Here is a 16,661-nt window from a genome sequence, read left to right on the forward strand (position 1 = left end):
GTCTCCGCCGGGTGCACGGACGCTCGACGCGCGCCCCGGGGCGGGAGAGACTGGTCCCGATCCCGCCGATCCCCGAACCGGCGGCTCCGCCACCGCGCCCCGGCCCACCACCCGGAAACGGAAGGGTCATCCGATGACCAAGGAGATCACCCACCGCCTCGCCGAGGTCACGGCGGTCACCCGCGTGTCGCCGAGCCTGGTCCGCGTCACCGTCGCGGGCCCGGAACTGGCCGGTTTCGAGCCGCACGGGGTGCCCGACGAGGGCTGCGTGTTCAACTTCCCGGAGCCGGGATCCGGCGGTGAGCCGGTGCCGGACGCGGGCCGCTGGTACACCGTCCGCCGGTTCGATCCGGTGGCCGCGGAGATGGACGTCGAGATCGTGCTGCACCCCGGTGGCATCGGCGGCGAGTGGGCACGCGCCGCCCGGGTCGGTGACCGGCTGCGGCTGACCCACCACAACAGCTGGTTCCGCCGGCCCGAGGAGGCCGCCTGGCAGCTGCTGGCCGGTGACGTGACGGCCCTGCCCGCCATCGCCCGGATCGCCGAGGAGTCGGCCGGGCGGGTCCCCACGACGGCGGTCGTGGAGATCCCGCACCCGCAGGACCGCCGGGAGCTGGGCGTCCCGACGCGGTGGATCGACAATCCCGAACTCGGCGCGGGCAGCACGCTGCACGAGGTGCTGGCCGCGACGACGCTGCCCGAGGGACCCGGCTACGTCTACGTGGCCGGTGAGGTGTCGGCGACCCGGCTCACCCGCAAGCACCTGCGGCACGGGCTGGGCCTGTCCACGGGGAGCTACGGGGTGATCGGCTACTGGCGGGTCGACGCCGAGGCGTGGCGCCGCCGCCAGGCGGAGTCCGGCGTCGACACCGTCGCGCTCTACGCCGAGGCCGAGCGGCTCGGCAGCGACGAGGAGGAGACCAGGGACCTGTTCGAGGAGCGCCTGGAACGGGTGGGCCTGCTGTGACCCGGCCGCTCAGCTCGCGTACTCGGCCTCGGTGATCTCGGCGTTGATCTCCGTGCCGTGGTGCTCGCCCCGGCAGATGTCGGCCATCAGGCCGTCCTTCTCGATGTCGAACACGTGCAGCGGCAGCCCGTGGTCGCGGGCCAGGATGAACGCCGTCTGGTCCATCACCGCCAGCCGGCGGGACAGGACCTCGTCGTACGGGAGGCGCTCGTAGCGGCGGGCCGAGGAGTCCTTGCGGGGGTCGGTGTCGTAGACGCCGTCGACGCCGTGCTTGGCGACGAGCAGGGCGTCGGCACCGATCTCCAGCGCCCGCTGGACGCTCGGGTAGTCGGTGGTGATGAACGGCTGGCCGTTGCCGCCGGAGAAGATGAGGATGGCGTCCTTGTCGAGGTGGCGCTTGGCCCGCAGCCGCAGGAACGGCTCGGCCACCGCGTTGATCGGGAGCGCCGTCATCACCCGGACGTTCTCCTCGCCGCCGGCGGCGAGCTTGCCGCGCAACAGCAGGCTGTTGATCACGGTGCCGAGCATGCCGATGTTGTCGGCCTCGACGCGGTCGATGCCCCAGGAGTCCGAGCGGTTCCCGCGGAAGACGTTCCCGCCCCCGACGACCACGGCGATCTGCACGCCCAGCGCCCGGACCTGCCGGATCTGTTCCGCGAGATGGGTCAGCGCCGTCGTGTCGAAGCCGAAGCCGTCGTCACCGGCCATCGCCTGGCCGCTGAGCTTGATGACCACCCGGTTGTACTTCACGCGAGAGAGGGTACGGGCGTGCCCGGCGCCGCCCTCGCCGCGGGTCGCCTCCGGGCCCGGCGCAGGTCGGGAGGGTCAGGTGATGTCGTCCCAGCGGACGGCGGGGCCGGAGTCGGCCGGGCGGGCGGGCGTGACCTCGGTCGACGCCGGAGCCGGGGCGGCCGGGGCCGGGGCCGTGGCGGTCGCCGCGGGGCGGGACGGCTCCGTGGCCACCGAGACCGGCAGGGGGACCTCGGACGGCCCGTCGATCGTCGACGGCGTGGTGTCGATCGGCGAGGGGCTGTCCGGGTCCCAGCTGTCCCAGCCCTCGGCCGCACGCTTGCGTGCCCGGCGGCGGTCGTTGAACCGGCAGATCTGGATGGCGGCCTCGAACAGCAGGGTCAGCGCCGCGGCGAGGGCCAGCATCGAGATCGGGTCCTGGCCGGGCGTCGCGATCGCCGCGAACACGAACAGTCCGAAGATCAGCCCGCGGCGGGACTTGCGCAGCACCTCGTAGGTGAGCACCCCGGCCGCGTTGAGCGCGACGACCAGCAGCGGGATCAGGAAGCTGACGCCGAAGATGACGATCAGGTTGACGACCAGCGAGAAGTACGACGCGCCGGTCAGCGCCGTCGTCTGGATCTCGTCACCGATCGTCAGCAGGAAGCCGAGGGCCTGCGGGATGATCAGGTAGGCGAGCACCGCCCCGGCGACGAACAGCACGGCCGCGACCGAGACGAAGCTCAGCGCGTAGCGGCGCTCCGTTTTGTGCAGGCCCGGCGTGATGAAGCCCCAGAGCTGGTAGAGCCAGATCGGGCAGGCCAGCAGGACACCGGCGGTGGCACCGACCTTGAGCCGCAGCATGAACTGGTCGAACGGCGTGGTGCCGAGCAGGGTGCAGGCGGTCGGATCCGCACTGAACTGTGCCCGGGACGATCTCGGGAGCGAGCAGTACGGCTCCTTCAGGAGCTCACCCAGGCTCGGGAGCCCGAAGAACGGGACCTCGAACCAGATGTAGCCGAACACCGTCGTGATCGCGATCGCGGCCAGGGCGATGCCGAGCCGGTTGCGGAACTCGTAGAGGTGCTCGATCAGGGTCATGGTCCCGTCGGGGTTGGGCCTGCGCCTCCGACGGAACGGTGACTTCACGTGCCTGCTACCTCAGTTGAGGGTGCCGCGGTCCTGCGGCTGCTGCGACGGCGTGCGCTCGGCCTGGGCCTGCGGGGCCGGCGTCGCGGACGGCAGCTCCTGCGGGGCCTGCGCCTCCGGAGCCGGGTCCTTCGCCGAGCGGGACTCGTCGTCCTTCAGGCCCTTCATCTCACCCTTGAACACCCGGGCGGACTGGCCGATGGACCGGGCCATCTCGGGAAGCTTCTTCGCACCGAACAGCAGCAGGACCACCGCAATGATGATCAGCCACTCGTAGCCACCGGGCATGGGGGCCTCCTCCGTCGCTCTCAGCGGACGTGACCGAGTCTACGCACGCCCTCCGGGGAACTCCGCGCGCCCGGTCGGGCACCCGGTTCGTCGTCATCCGCCGTTCACCGGTCCGCCACCGCCGCCCCGCGCCGACCGGTCCAGCGCCTCCCGGGCCCTGGCCCGGACGGCACCGGCGAGATCGGCCGGTTCGAGGATCCGCGCGGCACCGCCCAGACCGAGCACGAGCCGGACCAGCCAGTCCGGGTCGGCGAAGCGCAGGAGGACCCGGATCCGCCCCGGCGCCGGGTCGTCCCGGGTGTCCGGGACGGCGACGTCGTCGACCGGGTAGTACTCGGCGACCCAGTGCGCCCCGGGCTCCAGCTCCAGCACGGCGTGCCGCTGGCCCTCCCGCGGCCCGAACAGCCCCTGCGAGACGTCGGTCGGGCGGGCGTCCGGGTGTGGCAGGGCGGGCTCGTCGAGCTCCTCGGCCTGCTCCACCCGGTCCAGCCGGAACATCCGCACGCCCTCCGCGCGCCGGCACCACGCCTCCAGGTACCCGCGGCCCTCCGCCACGACGAGCCGCATCGGGTCCACGTCGCGGCGGGAGACGGCGTCCCGGCCCGCGGTGAAGTAGACGATCCGCAGGGCGCGTCCCCGGTCCAGGGCACGGCGGACGACGGCCGTGGTGGCCCGCTCCGCGGATCCCGGCTCCACCGTGACGACGCCGTCCAGCGCTGCCGGGCCCGCCGTCTCGCCGGCGACACCCACCGCGGTCTCGATCTTGCCGATGGCCCTGGCGACCGCGGCCGAGTCGACGACGCCCGGCGTCTGGTGCAGCATCCGCAGCGCGACCAGCAACGCCGTCGCCTCGCTCGTCGTGAGCCGCAGCGGCCGGGTGAGACCGGCGTCGAACACGACGTCGACGGTGTCCCCGGCGAACGAGAGGTCGACCAGGTCGCCCGGGCCGTAACCGGGCAGCCCGCACATCCACAGCAGCTCCAGGTCCTTGCGGAGCTGCTTCTCCTCGACGCCGAAGTCCGCCGCCGCCACGGCCACCTGGACGCCGGGGTGCGCCCGCAGGTACGGCACCAGCGACAGCAGCCGGGGCAGGCGCTGGGCGACGCCCTGGCGGCTCACGGCGCGGTCCGGTCGGTGGCGAGCTCCGCGGCGCCCGCCCAGAGTGCGCGGACCGCGTCCGCCAGCTCGGGCGGGTCCAGCACGGCCACGTCCGGCCCGTGCCCGGCCAGCCACCGGGCGACGATCGAGGGATCCCGGACGTCGATCTCGACCAGCGTCCCCGGGTGCCCGTCGTGGGAGTGGGGGGCGCGTTCCCGGCCGGTCCGGCGCAGGCCGGCCGCACGGCCCTGCGCGACCCACACCCGCGCCGTGCCGGACACCGGGCGCGGGCCCGCCGAGTCCCGGACCACGCCGCGCAGGTCGACGCCGTCGGGGATCCGGACGGCGCCCTCCGGGCCGGTCGCGCGGACCGCGCCGGTGATCCGGGACAGCCGGAAGCAGCGGACGTCGTCGCGGTCGCGGTCGTGCCCGACCAGGTACCAGCGGCCCCGGTAGGACACCACGCCCCAGGGCTCGACGGTGCGGGCCGACGAGGGGTCGGCCGGTCCGCCGCGCCGGTGGTCGAACGTGACCGCCCGGCCGGCCCGGGTGGCGGCCAGCAACGGCGCCAGTGCCGGTTCCCCGGCGTGCGGGCCGGGCCGGACCGTGGCGGCCGGGGTCTCGGCCACCTCCACCCCGGCGGCGCGCAGCTTCACCAGGGCGCCGTGCGCGGCCCCGGCCAGGTCCGGGGAGTTCCACAGGTTGCCGGCGAGCGCGACCGCGGTCGCCTCGTCCGGCGCCAGCTCGACGGCGGGCAGCTCGTAGTCCGCGCGGGCGATCCGGTAGCCCTCGACGGTGTCGAAGGCCGAGGTGAAGCCGGTCTCCAGCGGGACGCCCAGCTCGCGCAGCTCGGACTTGTCGCGCTCGAACATCCGGAAGAACGCCTCGTCGGTGGCCGCCTCGGCGTACCCGGGCACGGTCGCCCTGATCCGGTCGGCGGGCAGGTACTGCCGCGTCGACATCAGGCAGAGGACCAGGTTGACCAGTCGCTCGGCGCGGGCTGAGGACACGCCGGGCATCGTATCCAGGCACTCCCGCACCGGACGGGCGACCCGCACCGTCGGGCACCGCGCGCCGCGCCGGGGCGTCTCATCCTGCGACATCCCCGGACCGCACCGTTGACGTCCGGGCCCGCCGGGGAAAGGCTCGGACGCATCCGGCGCGGTACCGCGGCCGCGCCCGCGTGTGCGGAGGTGCGCCATGACCGTCGGGCAGCAGGAGACCTTCAACCCGTGGACCGTCGTCAACCTGGTGTTCCACCAGCTGGCCGAAGCCGGCCTGCACCCGGTGCTCGGCGAGACCGGCGATCCGGCCGTGGCGGCGACCGAGCTGCTGCGCACGCTGGGGATCGCCCCGGCCCCGGAGAAGGCCGGCCCGGCCGATCCGGAGGTGCAGGAGGAACTGGCCGAGCTGCGCCGCCGGATGATGCCCGGGATCGAGTGACCGTCTCGCCATGAACTAGGGTGTGTCTCCCAATGCGCGGAGCCAGGTGACGATCGCCTTCAGGACGGCGCCGCCGCGGAAGGTCAGGGCGAGCTTGTCGTAACGGGTGGCCAGCCCGCGCCACTGCTTGACGTGGCAGAACCCGCGCTCGACGACGTTGCGGTTTCGGTAGTCGACCGGATCGAATGCGGGCGGTCGGCCACCGCGTGAGCCGCGTCGTTTGCGGTGTCCCTGCTGGTCAGAGGGCTCCGGAATGACAGCGATGATCCGGCGCTCGCGCAGGTGCCGGCGGATCGCGCGTGAGGAGTAGGCCTTGTCCGCGCGCACGCGTTCAGGCCGGGTCCGGGGTCGTCCCGGGCCCGGTCGGGCGATGCTCAGGCGCGCCATCAGGTGCGGAAACATTGGCGAGTCGCCGCCCTGGCCGGGGCCGAGGAGGACCACCAGCGGGCGGCCGTGCCCGTCAACGAGCTGGTGGATCTTCGTCGACAGCCCTCCGCGGGACCGTCCCAGCGCGTGATCTGCTGGTTCGGCGAGCAGATTCGTGTAGTTCGATCCGGCCCCCTGTGTCGCGCTTGAGGGTCGCGGCGTGCTGGTGGGCACGGATGATCGTGGAGTCCACGCTGACCGCCCACCCGAGCACCTCGGCGGCGTCGGCCTCGACCAGAAGAGCAGCCAGGATGTGGTCCCAGGTGCCGTCGCCGCTGTAGCGGCGGTGCCGCTTCCACAACGTCTGCCACGGCCCGAACTCGGCTGGGACGTCGCGCCAGGGAAGCCCGCACCGATACCGGTAGATGATCCCCTCGAGCACCCGGCGGTCATCGCGGAACGGGCGCCCGCGACGACCCTCGGAGGAGGGCAACAGCGGCGCCAGACGGGCCCACTGGACATCAGTCAGGACAGCGGTACGCGGCACCGATCAAGCATCGCGCACCCCGCTCCGCCTATCTGGGAGACACGCCCTAGTTTCCGCTGCGCCGGATGGCCGTGGCGGAGGGCGGGGGGATGGAACAGCAGACCGAGCGGGAGATCGTCCAGCAACAGCTGGAGGAGCTGCACCGGACCCTCGGTGCCCCCGGCGCGATCCCGGACGGGCGGGTGGTGGCGTACTACCCGCCGTCCATGGCCGCACAGGCGCGGCTGTTCGGGCTCGCGGCCACCGACGTCGACGGCACCCAGTGGCAGGTCGGTGACGCGGAGGTGCGCTTCCCGCTGCACTCGATCTCGAAGGTGTTCACCTACGGGCTCGCGCTGGAGGACAACGGCCGCGACGACGTCGTGGCGAGGGTCGGGGTGGAGCCGTCCGGCGATCCGTTCAACTCGATCTCGTTCGACGAGGTGAACAACCGGCCGTTCAACCCGATGATCAACGCCGGCGCGCTGGTCGCGGCGAACCTGGTGCACGGCGCGACCAAGGAGGAGAAGGTCGAGCGGCTGCTCACCCGGCTGCGGATCTACGCGGGCAACCCCGATCTCGCCGTCGACGAGGACGTGCTGGCCGACCAGCTCGTGTCGAACGACCGCAACGTGTCGCTGTCCTACCTGATGCGCAGCCTCGGGATGCTGCACGGCAACATCGAGGACAACCTCTACGTCTACCTGGCCGCCTGCTCGGTGACGGTCACCGCGCTCGAGCTGTCGACGATGGCCGCGACGGTCGCCAGGGGCGGGGCGAACCCGTTCACCGGTGTCCCGGCGCTGCCGCGGACCTACACCCGCGACGTGCTCAGCGTGATGAGCATGTGCGGGATGTACGACGCCGCCGGGCAGTGGGCCTACGAGGTCGGGATCCCGGCGAAGTCGAGCGTGTCCGGCGCGATCCTGGCCTCCATCCCGGACGCGATCGGCGTCGGCGTCTACTCCCCCGGCCTGGACCGGCACGGCAACTCCGCCCGCGGGGTCGCGGTGTGCCGGGCCCTGTCGGACCGGTTCGGCCTGCACGTGTTCGCCGACCCGTCGGAGTCCCGGCTCGGCCGGATCGTCCGCCCGGCCCGGCGCGACGACGCCACCGAGATGTACCCCTCGGGCGACGGCTGGCTGCCCGACGGGCTCTGACGCCCGCCCGCGCCGTAGGTTCGCCCCTGCACGTCGTCGACGGGAGGGGACGGGAATGGTCGCCGAGGCCGAACGGGAACTGGTCCAGGAGCAGCTGGAGCACCTGCGCAGCACGTGCACGACGGGTGACGGGAGCCTGCTGCCCGGCGAGGAGGTCGTCAGCTACTACCCGCCGGAGATGGAGGCCCGGGCCGACGAGTTCGGGCTGGCCGGGACCAACATCGACGGCACCCGGTGGCAGGTGGGCGACTGCGAGGTGCGGTTCCCGCTGCACTCGGTGTCCAAGGTGTTCACCTACGGGCTGGCGCTGGAGGACAACGGGCTGGAGGAGACCCTGCGCCGGATCGGTGTGGAGCCGTCCGGCGACCCGTTCAACTCGATCACCTTCGACCAGGTGAACAACCGGCCGTTCAACCCGATGATCAACGCCGGCGCGCTGGTCGCGGCGAACCTGGTGCACGGCGCGACCAAGGAGGAGAAGGTCGAGCGGCTGCTGGAGCGCAACCGCGCCTACACCGGCAACCCGGATCTCGTCGTCGACCCTCGGATCCTCGACGAGCAGCTGGTCTCCAACGACCGCAACCTCGGGCTGAGCTACCTGATGCGCAGCCTCGGGATGCTGGACGGCGACATCGACGACAACCTCTACGTGTACCTGGCCGCCTGCTCGATCGCGGTGACCGCGCCGGAGCTGTCGCTGATGGCGGCGACCCTCGCCAACGGTGGCCGGAACCCGGTCACCGGGGAGCAGGCGGTACGGCGCGAGCACATCCGCACGGTGGTGAGCGTGATGAGCATGTGCGGGATGTACGACGCCGCCGGGGAGTGGGCGCACGACGTCGGGATCCCGGCCAAGAGCGGGGTGTCCGGCGGGATCATGGGCGTGCTCCCCCGGTGGTTCGGGCTGGGGGTCTACTCACCGGGCCTGGACCGGCACGGCAACTCGGTCCGCGGCGTCGCCGTGTGCCGGGAGCTGTCGCAGCGCTTCGGCCTGCACGTGTTCGCCGACCCCGCCGAGTCCCGCTTCGGCCGCGTGGCCCAGCCCGACACCCCCTGACCCGCCGCCGGCCCCTCCCCCTCGCCCGCCCCCGCTGCACTCATGGAGCTTCGGCCCGGTGTGACGGGGCCGAAGCTCCATGAGTGCGACGGCGGGAGGGGTGCGGCGACGCGCGAACGGGTCAGAGCGAGGCGATCAGCCGGTCGACGCGCTCGTCGACCGCCCGGAACGGGTCCTTGCACAGGACGGTGCGCTGCGCCTGGTCGTTCAGCTTCAGGTGCACCCAGTCCACGGTGAAGTCCCGGCCCGCGGCCTGGGCCGCGGCGATGAAGTCGCCCCGCAGCTTGGCCCGGGTCGACTGCGGCGGGGTGTCCTTGGCGGCCTCGATCTCGCCGTCGTCGGTCACCCGGTCCACGAGGTCCTTGCGCTGCAACATGTCGAACAGCCCGCGGCCGCGCCGGACGTCGTGGTAGGCGAGGTCGAGCTGGGCGATCCGGGCGCTGGACAGCTCCAGGTCGTGCTTGGCCCGGTACCGCTCGACGAGCCGGTGCTTGATCGCCCAGTCGATCTCGCGGTCGATCAGCGACAGGTCCTGGGACTCGACGGCGTCCAGCGTGCGCCCCCAGAGCTCGACGACCCGGTCCATCGTCTTGTCGATGTGCCCGTTCGCCTGCAGGTACTCCACCGCGCGGGCGTGGTACTCGCGCTGGATGTCCAGCGCGCTCGCCTCGCGGCCGCCGGCCATCCGCACCGGCTTGCGCCCGGTCAGGTCGTGGCTGATCTCGCGGATCGCGCGGATCGGGTTGTCCAGGGTGAAGTCCCGGAACTGGACGCCCGCCTCGATCATCTCCAGCACCAGGGTGGCCGTGCCCACCTTGAGCAGGGTCGTCACCTCGGACATGTTCGAGTCCCCGACGATGACGTGCAGCCGCCGGTAGCGCTCGGCGTCGGCGTGCGGCTCGTCGCGGGTGTTGATGATCGGCCGGGACCGGGTGGTCGCCGACGAGACGCCCTCCCAGATGTGCTCGGCCCGCTGGGACAGGCAGTACACCGCGCCGCGCGGGGTCTGCAGCACCTTGCCCACACCGCAGACCAGCTGGCGGGTGACCAGGAACGGCAGCAGCACGTCGGCGATCCGGGAGAACTCGCCCTGCCGGGCCACCAGGTAGTTCTCGTGGCAGCCGTAGGAGTTGCCCGCCGAGTCGGTGTTGTTCTTGAACAGGTAGATGTCGCCGCCGATGCCCTCGTCGACCAGCCGGCGCTCCGCGTCGACCAGGAGGTCCTCGAGGATGCGCTCGCCGGCCTTGTCGTGGGCGATGAGCTGGGTCAGCGAGTCGCACTCGGCGGTGGCGTACTCGGGGTGGGATCCGACGTCGAGGTAGAGACGGGCACCGTTGCGGAGGAAGACGTTGGAGGAGCGGCCCCAGGACACCACTCGCCGGAACAGGTAGCGCGCCACCTCGTCCGGGGACAGCCTGCGCTGCCCGTGGAAGGTGCACGTGACACCGAACTCCGTCTCGACCCCGAAGATCCGACGCTGCATGCCGTTCAGGGTAGGCGCCGGACCCCCTCTACTGTCACGGTTGTGAGCGGATGGTTCGAGCGCGTCGCACGACGGTCCCGACGAGTGGACGGAGGGATCGCCACCGTCTCGCAGGTGGACAGGGTCATCACCGAGTTCGTCGCGAGCCGGCCACCCAGCCGGGTCGACCGGACGCTGCGCAGACTCACCCGAACGGCCGACCACAGCCTGCTGTGGTTCGCCATCGCCGGGGTCCTGGCCGTCCGGCGGGGCGCGGGCCGGCAGGCCGCGTTGCGGGGGGTCGCCTCGATCGCGCTGACCAGCTTCACCGCCAACGCGCTGCTGAAGCCGCTGCTGCCGCGGCGCCGTCCGGCCGCGGCCGAGCTCCCGGCCTACCGCACGGTCGCGGACCCGCCGTCGTCCTCGTCGTTCCCGTCCGGGCACGCCGCGTCGGCCGCGGCGTTCGCGACCGCGGTCGTGCTGGAGCACCGGAAGGCGGCGTCGGTGGTCGTCCCGCTCGCCGCGATCGTCGGATGGTCGCGCGTGCACGTCGGCGTGCACTGGACCTCCGACGTGCTGGCCGGTGCGGCGATCGGCGCCGGGGTCGCCCAGGTGACCCGCCGCTGGTGGCCGGTCCGCCCGAGCGACGAGGCCAGGGCCCGCCCGATGGACACGGTGCCGGTGCTGCCGCAGGGCGACGGCCTGGTCATCGTGTCCAACCCGTTCTCCGGTCCCCCGGACCACGACGTCTCCGACGAGGTCCGCGAACGGCTCCCGGCCGCGCACCATCTCGTCGTCGGCGACGGGATCAAGGTCGAGGACATGCTGGAGGACGCGATCGCCCAGCACGGCCGCTGGGTCCGCGCGGTCGGCGTCGCCGGTGGGGACGGGACGGTCGCGACCGCGGCGTCGGTGGCCGACCGGCACGGGCTGCCGCTCGTCGTCGTCCCGGGCGGGACGCTGAACCACTTCGCCCGCGACGTCGGCGTCTACGACACCCAGGAGGCGGTGGACGCGGCGCAGGCCGGTGAGGCCGTCGCCGTGGACCTCGCGCTGGTCGAGGCGCACCCGGGCCGGCTGGACGACCCGCAGGACATCTCGGTCACCCGCACCCGCTACTTCATCAACACCGCCTCGATCGGGTCCTACCCGGAGCTGGTGCGGCTGCGCGAGCAGTGGCAGCCCCGCTACGGCAAGTGGCCGGCGTTCGCCGCGGCGCTGGTCACCGTGCTGCGCCGGTCCGAGCGGATCTCGGTGAAGATCGACGACAAGTGGTACAAGGTCTGGTTCCTGTTCGTCGGCAACGGCCCCTACTACCCGCGCGGCGCGGTGCCGGCCTGGCGCCCGACGCTCGACTCCGGGCTGCTCGACGTCCGCTGGCTGCGGGCCGACGTGCGGTTCTCCCGGCTGCGGGTCGTGGCCGCGCTCATCCTCGGCGCGCTCGGTCACAGCCGGGTCTACCACCAGCGCGAGGTCGCCCGGGTCGACGTCGAACTGCTCGCCCCGAGCATGCTCGCCACCGACGGCGAGGTCGTCGAGGAGGCGGGGCGCTACACCTTCCGGGTGGCCGAGCGCCCGATCCCGGTCTACCGCCGCGACGAGGACCGCTGGACCGGTCGCGACCGCCCGTACCAGGGATGAGCGCGATGCTGCTGCGCGCGGTCCGGCCGCTGCGTGGCGACCGGACGGCGCTCGGCGAGCCGGTGGACGTGCTGGTGTCCGGTGACCGGATCGCCGCGGTGGGCCGGGACCTCGACCCGGGCGGGGCCGAGATCGTGCAGGGCGACGGCCGGGCGCTGCTGCCCGGGCTGTGGGACCACCACGTGCACATGGCCCAGTGGGCGCTCGCCCGGCGCCGGCTGGACCTGGCCGGGACCCGGTCCGCCGCGGACTGCGCCCGGCTGGTCGCGGACCGGCTGGCGACGGCGCCACCGGCCCCCGGGGAGACGCTGGTCGGCTTCGGCTTCCGCGACTCGCTGTGGCCGGACGAGGCCCACCGCGAGCTGCTCGACCCGGTCTCGGGCGACGTGCCGGTCGTCCTGGTGTCCGGGGACCTGCACCAGGGCTGGCTGAACGGCCCGGCGCTGGAGCGCTTCGGGCACCGCGGGCATCCGACCGGCCGGATCCGGGAGTCGGAGTTCTTCGCGGTCACGGTGGCGCTGCAGGACGTCCCGGACGCGACCCTGGACGGGTTCGTCGCCGACGCGGCACGGGCGGCGTCGGCCCGCGGCGTGGTCGGCGTCGTCGACTTCGAGGCACCGTGGTCGCTGCCGGACTGGCGGCGCCGGATCGCCGCCGGTGCCACCGGGCTGCGGGTCGAGGCGTCGGTGTGGCCGGACCGGCTCGACGACATGGTGGCGACCGGGCTGCGGGCCGGTGACCCGGTCGAGGACTGCGCGGGGCTGCTCACCGCCGGTCCGCTCAAGGTGATCACCGACGGCTCGCTGAACACCCGCACCGCCTACTGCTACGACCCGTACCCGGCCCCGCCGGGTGCGGCGCTCGACTCCCCGTGCGGGCTGCTGCTCGTCGCCCCCGACGAGCTGCGCCCGCTGCTGGCGACGGCGCACGGTGCGGGTCTGGAGGCGGCGTTGCACGCGATCGGTGACCACGCGAACACCCTGGTGCTGGACGCGTTCGCGGCCACCGGGGCGCGCGGCCGGATCGAGCACGCCCAGCTGCTCACCGGTGACGACGTGCCCCGCTTCGCCGCGCTCGGCCTGGTGGCCAGCGTGCAGCCCGAGCACGCGCTGGACGACCGCGACGTCGCCGACCGGCTCTGGGCCGGCCGCACCGGGCGGGCGTTCGCGTTCGCGTCGCTGCACGCCGCCGGGGCCCGGCTGGCACTGGGCTCGGACGCCCCGGTCGCGCCGCTGGACCCGTGGGTCGCGCTCGCCGCCGCGGTGCACCGCTCCGCCGACGGCCGGGAACGCTGGCACCCGGAGCAGGAGATCGACCGGTCGGTGGCGCTGGGCGCGTCCTGGGGTGTCGTCCCGGGGTCCACCGGGCGGATCGGCGCCGGTGAACGGGCCGACCTGGTGCTGACCGACGCCGACCCGACGACCTGCGATCCGGTGATCCTGCGGACGATGCCGGTCGCGGGGACCCTGGTCGGCGGCCGGTGGACCCACCGCGACGGGATCTGAGCGCGGCACCCCGGTCGGGCGCGGGCGCGGGCGCGTGGACAGGGTCGTCCGGTGGTCACGATGATCGGATCCCTGGCTGCGTACCGTGCCGCTGGTGGCACTCGACGCCACCAGGAAGTCGATCATCGAGGAAGGTGGACCTCCGACCGTGCCGCGCATCGGTGTCACCGGGCACTCGAAGCTGACTCCCGGATCCGAGGGGCTCGTCCTGCACGCCCTGCGGACGCTGCTCGCCGCCCAGCCCGGACCGGTGGTCGGCGTGACCTGCCTGGCCCGGGGCGCCGACCAGCTGTTCGCCCAGGCCGTCCTCGACACCGGGGGCACGATCGAGGTGGTGCTGCCGTCGGAGAACTACCGGTCGGAGAAGGTGGAGCAGGAGAACCGGCAGGTGTTCGACGCGCTCGCCGGGCGGGCCGCCGCCGTCCGGACTTTGCCGTTCCCCGACGCCGGGCGGGACGCCTACGCCGCGGCCGGGGACGCCGTCCTGTCCGGCGTCGATCTGCTGGTCGCGGTGTGGGACGGGGCGGAGCCCGACGGCCGCGGCGGGACCGGGGACACCGTGGCCGTCGCACGGGAGCGGGGCGTCCCGGTCGAGGCCGTGTGGCCCGACGGCGCCGGTCGCCGGTGAGCACCCTCGCCTGCACCGGGAGATCGCGCTCGCGCCGCACCTCCCCGCCGGGCTCACCGCCCCGTTGCTCGCCAGCGGGGTGCACCCGCTGGGTGCGCGGGCGGTCCGCTACGCGTGCTGCGCCCGGGTACCGGGGACCGCTCCCGGTATGGGCCTGCCCGGTGCCGACGCCGCACAGGCCCGCGCGTGGGCGCGGGCGGCGGTCGATCGGCTCCGTCGCCTGCACGACTGGAGGCCTGCGGACGCCGTCGGACGGCTGCTGGGTGAGCCTCTCGATCACGGCGGGTTCACCGGACGGGCGGACCTGATCGCCGGGATCGATCGACTCGCGACGCTGGACCGGGACGGCATCGTCCCCCGGCAGACGCTCGACGGCCTGAGGTCGATCGCCGAGCACGCGCCGCCCGTCGCGGGAACGGCCGTCCCGGTCCACGCGGACTGCCACTGGGACAACTGGCTCGCCGACGATCGGACCGTGACCGCCCTGCTGGACTTCGAGTGGGCCCGTCTCGGCGAACCCGTGGACGACTGGTTCTTCCTCGTCCGGTTCAGCGGACGGCACGCCGGGACGGTGCTCGACGTCGTCGCCGGGGCGGCGGCGGTCCAGCCGGACGCGGTGCGCGCCGGGTGCGAGGTCCGGGAGGCCGCCCACCTCGTCTCCGACCTGTGCGTCGCGTTCCGGCAGCCCGCTGAGCACACCCGGATGGCCGCGGAGCGGTTGCACGCGCTGGACGAGCTCGTCACCTAGGGCGTGTCTCCCAAATGGGCGGAGCGGGGTGCGCGATGCTTGATCGGTGCCGCGTACCGCTGTCCTGACTGATGCCCAGTGGGCCCGTCTGGCGCCGCTGTTGCCCTCCTCCGAGGGTCGTCGCGGGCGCCCGTTCCGCGATGACCGCCGGGTGCTCGAGGGGATCATCTACCGGTATCGGTGCGGGCTTCCCTGGCGCGACGTCCCAGCCGAGTTCGGGCCGTGGCAGACGTTGTGGAAGCGGCACCGCCGCTACAGCGGCGACGGCACCTGGGACCACATCCTGGCTGCTCTTCTGATCGAGGCCGACGCCGCCGAGGTGCTCGGGTGGGCGGTCAGCGTGGACTCCACGATCATCCGTGCCCACCAGCACGCCGCGACCCTCAAGCGCGACACAGGGGGCCGGATCGAACTACACGAATCTGCTCGCCGAACCAGCAGATCACGCGCTGGGACGGTCCCGCGGAGGGCTGTCGACGAAGATCCACCAGCTCGTTGACGGGCACGGCCGCCCGCTGGTGGTCCTCCTCGGCCCCGGCCAGGGCGGCGACTCGCCAATGTTTCCGCACCTGATGGCGCGCCTGAGCATCGCCCGACCGGGCCCGGGACGACCCCGGACCCGGCCCGAACGCGTGCGCGCGGACAAGGCCTACTCCTCACGCGCGATCCGCCGGCACCTGCGCGAGCGCCGGATCATCGCTGTCATTCCGGAGCCCTCTGACCAGCAGGGACACCGCAAACGACGCGGCTCACGCGGCGGCCGACCGCCCGCATTCGATCCGGTCGACTACCGAAACCGCAACGTCGTCGAGCGCGGGTTCTGCCACGTCAAGCAGTGGCGCGGGCTGGCCACCCGTTACGACAAGCTCGCCCTGACCTTCCGCGGCGGCGCCGTCCTGAAGGCGATCGTCACCTGGCTCCGCGCATTGGGAGACACACCCTAGCGGTACTGGTGGCGCCGGACCCGCTGAGCAGGCCCTGCTCAGCGATACCCGGTGACGTCCGCCGGCTTCCCCGCGTCCTGCACCTCCACGATGTAGCGCCAGGCGTCCGGCCGCGACCCGTCGAGGTCGTCGACGCCGTACTCGCGCGCCAGCTCGCCCGACGACGTCGACCGGCCGTTCCAGCGGTGCCGGTCCCCGTCCGCGGCGAGCGCGGCGATCCCGCGCCCGACGAACCGTGGCGTCTCGGAGATCGCGAAGTGCGGCTCCCGCGCGCAGGCCTCGCGCCAGGTCTCCTCGGTCACCCCGAACAGCTCCAGCATCATCTCCGAGCGCAGCCAGCCCGGCGAGACCGCGACGGCGGTGCCCCCGTGCTCGCGCAGCTCGTGCGCCCAGGACCGGGCGAGCCGGATCGGGGCGGCCTTGGCGAGGTCGTAGTAGACGTTGAGCCGGTAGTTCTCCGCGTTGTACTCGGCGGTGCCGTCGGTGACCTCGACGACCAGGCCGCCCGGCGTGCGGGACAGCAGCCGCAGTGCGTGGTGCGCGGTGACGAGATGGGTGTCGATCGCCAGGCGCAGGGTGCGCAGGCCGTTGGCGAGATCGTGCTCCCACACCGGGGTGTCCCACTCGACCATGAGCTCGCCGCCCCAGATGTCGTTCACCAGCACGTCGAGCCGGCCGTGGTCGCCTTCGATCCGCTCGACGAGCGCCGCGACCGCCCCGTGGTCGAGATGGTCGGTGGGCACCGCGATACCGGTGCCACCGGCGGCCGTCACCAGGTCCGCGGTGTCCTCGATCGTCTCGGCGCGGTCGTACTCGGAGCGCTGCGCGCGGGTGCTGCGACCGGTGCAGTAGACGGTCGCACCGGCCGCACCCAGCTCGACAGCGATCCCGCGACCGGCTCCCCGGGTCGCCCCGGCGACCAGCGCCACCCGTCCGGACAGTCCCATGAG

16 protein-coding genes and 1 pseudogene are annotated in these 16,661 nt (G+C 73.3%); 9 read left to right on the forward strand and 8 right to left on the reverse strand.

From position 1 onward, the window contains the following. The first annotated feature begins 133 nt into the window (after window positions 1-133). Complete coding sequence (locus AFB00_RS25880) at window positions 134-967, forward strand: siderophore-interacting protein (RefSeq protein WP_083275830.1); 834 nt, start codon at window positions 134-136, stop codon at window positions 965-967. A 9-nt stretch (window positions 968-976) separates the two neighbouring features. Here the strand turns inward: AFB00_RS25880 and pyrH are convergent, their stop codons facing one another. The 5 genes from pyrH to AFB00_RS25905 form a co-directional block, all read right to left on the reverse strand. After that, a complete protein-coding gene (pyrH, locus tag AFB00_RS25885) occupies window positions 977-1,717 on the reverse strand; it encodes a UMP kinase (protein ID WP_068799353.1) in 741 nt (246 codons plus the stop codon). A gap of 75 nt (window positions 1,718-1,792) precedes the next feature. After that, window positions 1,793-2,797 (reverse strand): twin-arginine translocase subunit TatC, encoded by a 1,005-nt coding sequence (gene tatC / locus AFB00_RS25890; protein ID WP_197519661.1) that lies wholly within the window; start codon window positions 2,795-2,797, stop codon window positions 1,793-1,795. A 60-nt stretch (window positions 2,798-2,857) separates the two neighbouring features. Beyond that, window positions 2,858-3,133 carry a Sec-independent protein translocase subunit TatA gene (gene tatA, locus AFB00_RS25895; RefSeq protein ID WP_068799354.1) on the reverse strand — a complete coding sequence of 92 codons (276 nt, stop codon included), beginning with the start codon at window positions 3,131-3,133 and terminating at the stop codon, window positions 2,858-2,860. Window positions 3,134-3,226: 93 nt separating this feature from the next. Next, window positions 3,227-4,252 carry a helix-turn-helix transcriptional regulator gene (locus tag AFB00_RS25900; RefSeq protein WP_068799355.1) on the reverse strand — a complete coding sequence of 342 codons (1,026 nt, stop codon included), beginning with the start codon at window positions 4,250-4,252 and terminating at the stop codon, window positions 3,227-3,229. Beyond that, complete coding sequence (locus AFB00_RS25905) at window positions 4,249-5,241, reverse strand: helix-turn-helix transcriptional regulator (RefSeq protein WP_068800669.1); 993 nt, start codon at window positions 5,239-5,241, stop codon at window positions 4,249-4,251. Before AFB00_RS25905 ends, AFB00_RS25900 begins: the two co-directional genes overlap by 4 nt. Window positions 5,242-5,431: 190 nt before the next feature. Here AFB00_RS25905 and AFB00_RS25910 point away from each other — a divergent pair, with 190 nt between their 5' ends. Next, on the forward strand, window positions 5,432-5,674 hold the full coding sequence (locus tag AFB00_RS25910) for a hypothetical protein (protein ID WP_068799356.1): 243 nt from the start codon (window positions 5,432-5,434) through the stop codon (window positions 5,672-5,674). Between the two features lie 15 nt (window positions 5,675-5,689). On the opposite strand, the gene AFB00_RS32400 is transcribed toward AFB00_RS25910, so the two are convergent. Further along, window positions 5,690-6,569 (reverse strand): IS5 family transposase gene (locus AFB00_RS32400; protein WP_442965882.1). Its coding sequence is split into 2 segments (ribosomal slippage): window positions 5,690-6,203 and window positions 6,202-6,569, totalling 882 coding nucleotides; the frame shifts between segments, so codons are not numbered across the junction. 107 nt (window positions 6,570-6,676) lie between these two features. Here AFB00_RS32400 and glsA (AFB00_RS25920) point away from each other — a divergent pair. Further along, window positions 6,677-7,726 carry a glutaminase A gene (gene glsA, locus AFB00_RS25920; RefSeq protein ID WP_068799357.1) on the forward strand — a complete coding sequence of 350 codons (1,050 nt, stop codon included), beginning with the start codon at window positions 6,677-6,679 and terminating at the stop codon, window positions 7,724-7,726. A gap of 55 nt (window positions 7,727-7,781) precedes the next feature. Beyond that, window positions 7,782-8,783 (forward strand): glutaminase A, encoded by a 1,002-nt coding sequence (gene glsA / locus AFB00_RS25925; RefSeq protein WP_068799358.1) that lies wholly within the window; start codon window positions 7,782-7,784, stop codon window positions 8,781-8,783. Between the two features lie 121 nt (window positions 8,784-8,904). On the opposite strand, the gene pafA is transcribed toward glsA (AFB00_RS25925), so the two are convergent. Further along, the gene (gene pafA / locus AFB00_RS25930) at window positions 8,905-10,266 is read right to left on the reverse strand and encodes a Pup--protein ligase (protein ID WP_068799359.1); all 1,362 of its coding nucleotides are present in this window, start codon (window positions 10,264-10,266) and stop codon (window positions 8,905-8,907) included. Between the two features lie 114 nt (window positions 10,267-10,380). Here pafA and AFB00_RS25935 point away from each other — a divergent pair, with 114 nt between their 5' ends. The 5 genes and pseudogenes from AFB00_RS25935 (at window position 10,381) to AFB00_RS32405 (ending at window position 15,711) form a co-directional block, all read left to right on the forward strand. Then, complete coding sequence (locus AFB00_RS25935) at window positions 10,381-11,886, forward strand: phosphatase PAP2 family protein (protein WP_231974078.1); 1,506 nt, start codon at window positions 10,381-10,383, stop codon at window positions 11,884-11,886. Continuing rightward, the gene (locus tag AFB00_RS25940) at window positions 11,883-13,391 is read left to right on the forward strand and encodes an amidohydrolase (protein WP_083275832.1); all 1,509 of its coding nucleotides are present in this window, start codon (window positions 11,883-11,885) and stop codon (window positions 13,389-13,391) included. The genes AFB00_RS25935 and AFB00_RS25940 overlap by 4 nt, the downstream gene beginning before the upstream one ends. Window positions 13,392-13,485: 94 nt before the next feature. Then, complete coding sequence (locus tag AFB00_RS25945; RefSeq protein ID WP_231974079.1) at window positions 13,486-14,019, forward strand: hypothetical protein; 534 nt, start codon at window positions 13,486-13,488, stop codon at window positions 14,017-14,019. A gap of 22 nt (window positions 14,020-14,041) precedes the next feature. Further along, entirely contained in the window at window positions 14,042-14,767 is a 726-nt protein-coding gene (locus AFB00_RS25950) for a phosphotransferase (protein WP_231974497.1), read from the forward strand. A gap of 46 nt (window positions 14,768-14,813) precedes the next feature. Beyond that, window positions 14,814-15,711: pseudogene (locus AFB00_RS32405) on the forward strand (IS5 family transposase). A 38-nt stretch (window positions 15,712-15,749) separates the two neighbouring features. Here AFB00_RS32405 and AFB00_RS25965 read toward each other — a convergent pair. Continuing rightward, window positions 15,750-16,658, reverse strand: a complete 909-nt coding sequence (locus tag AFB00_RS25965; protein ID WP_068799362.1) for an SDR family oxidoreductase — start codon at window positions 16,656-16,658, stop codon at window positions 15,750-15,752. Window positions 16,659-16,661: the final 3 nt, after the last annotated feature.

Origin of the sequence: Pseudonocardia sp. HH130630-07, from assembly GCF_001698125.1 — a bacterium.
Classification (GTDB): Bacteria; Actinomycetota; Actinomycetes; order Mycobacteriales; family Pseudonocardiaceae; genus Pseudonocardia.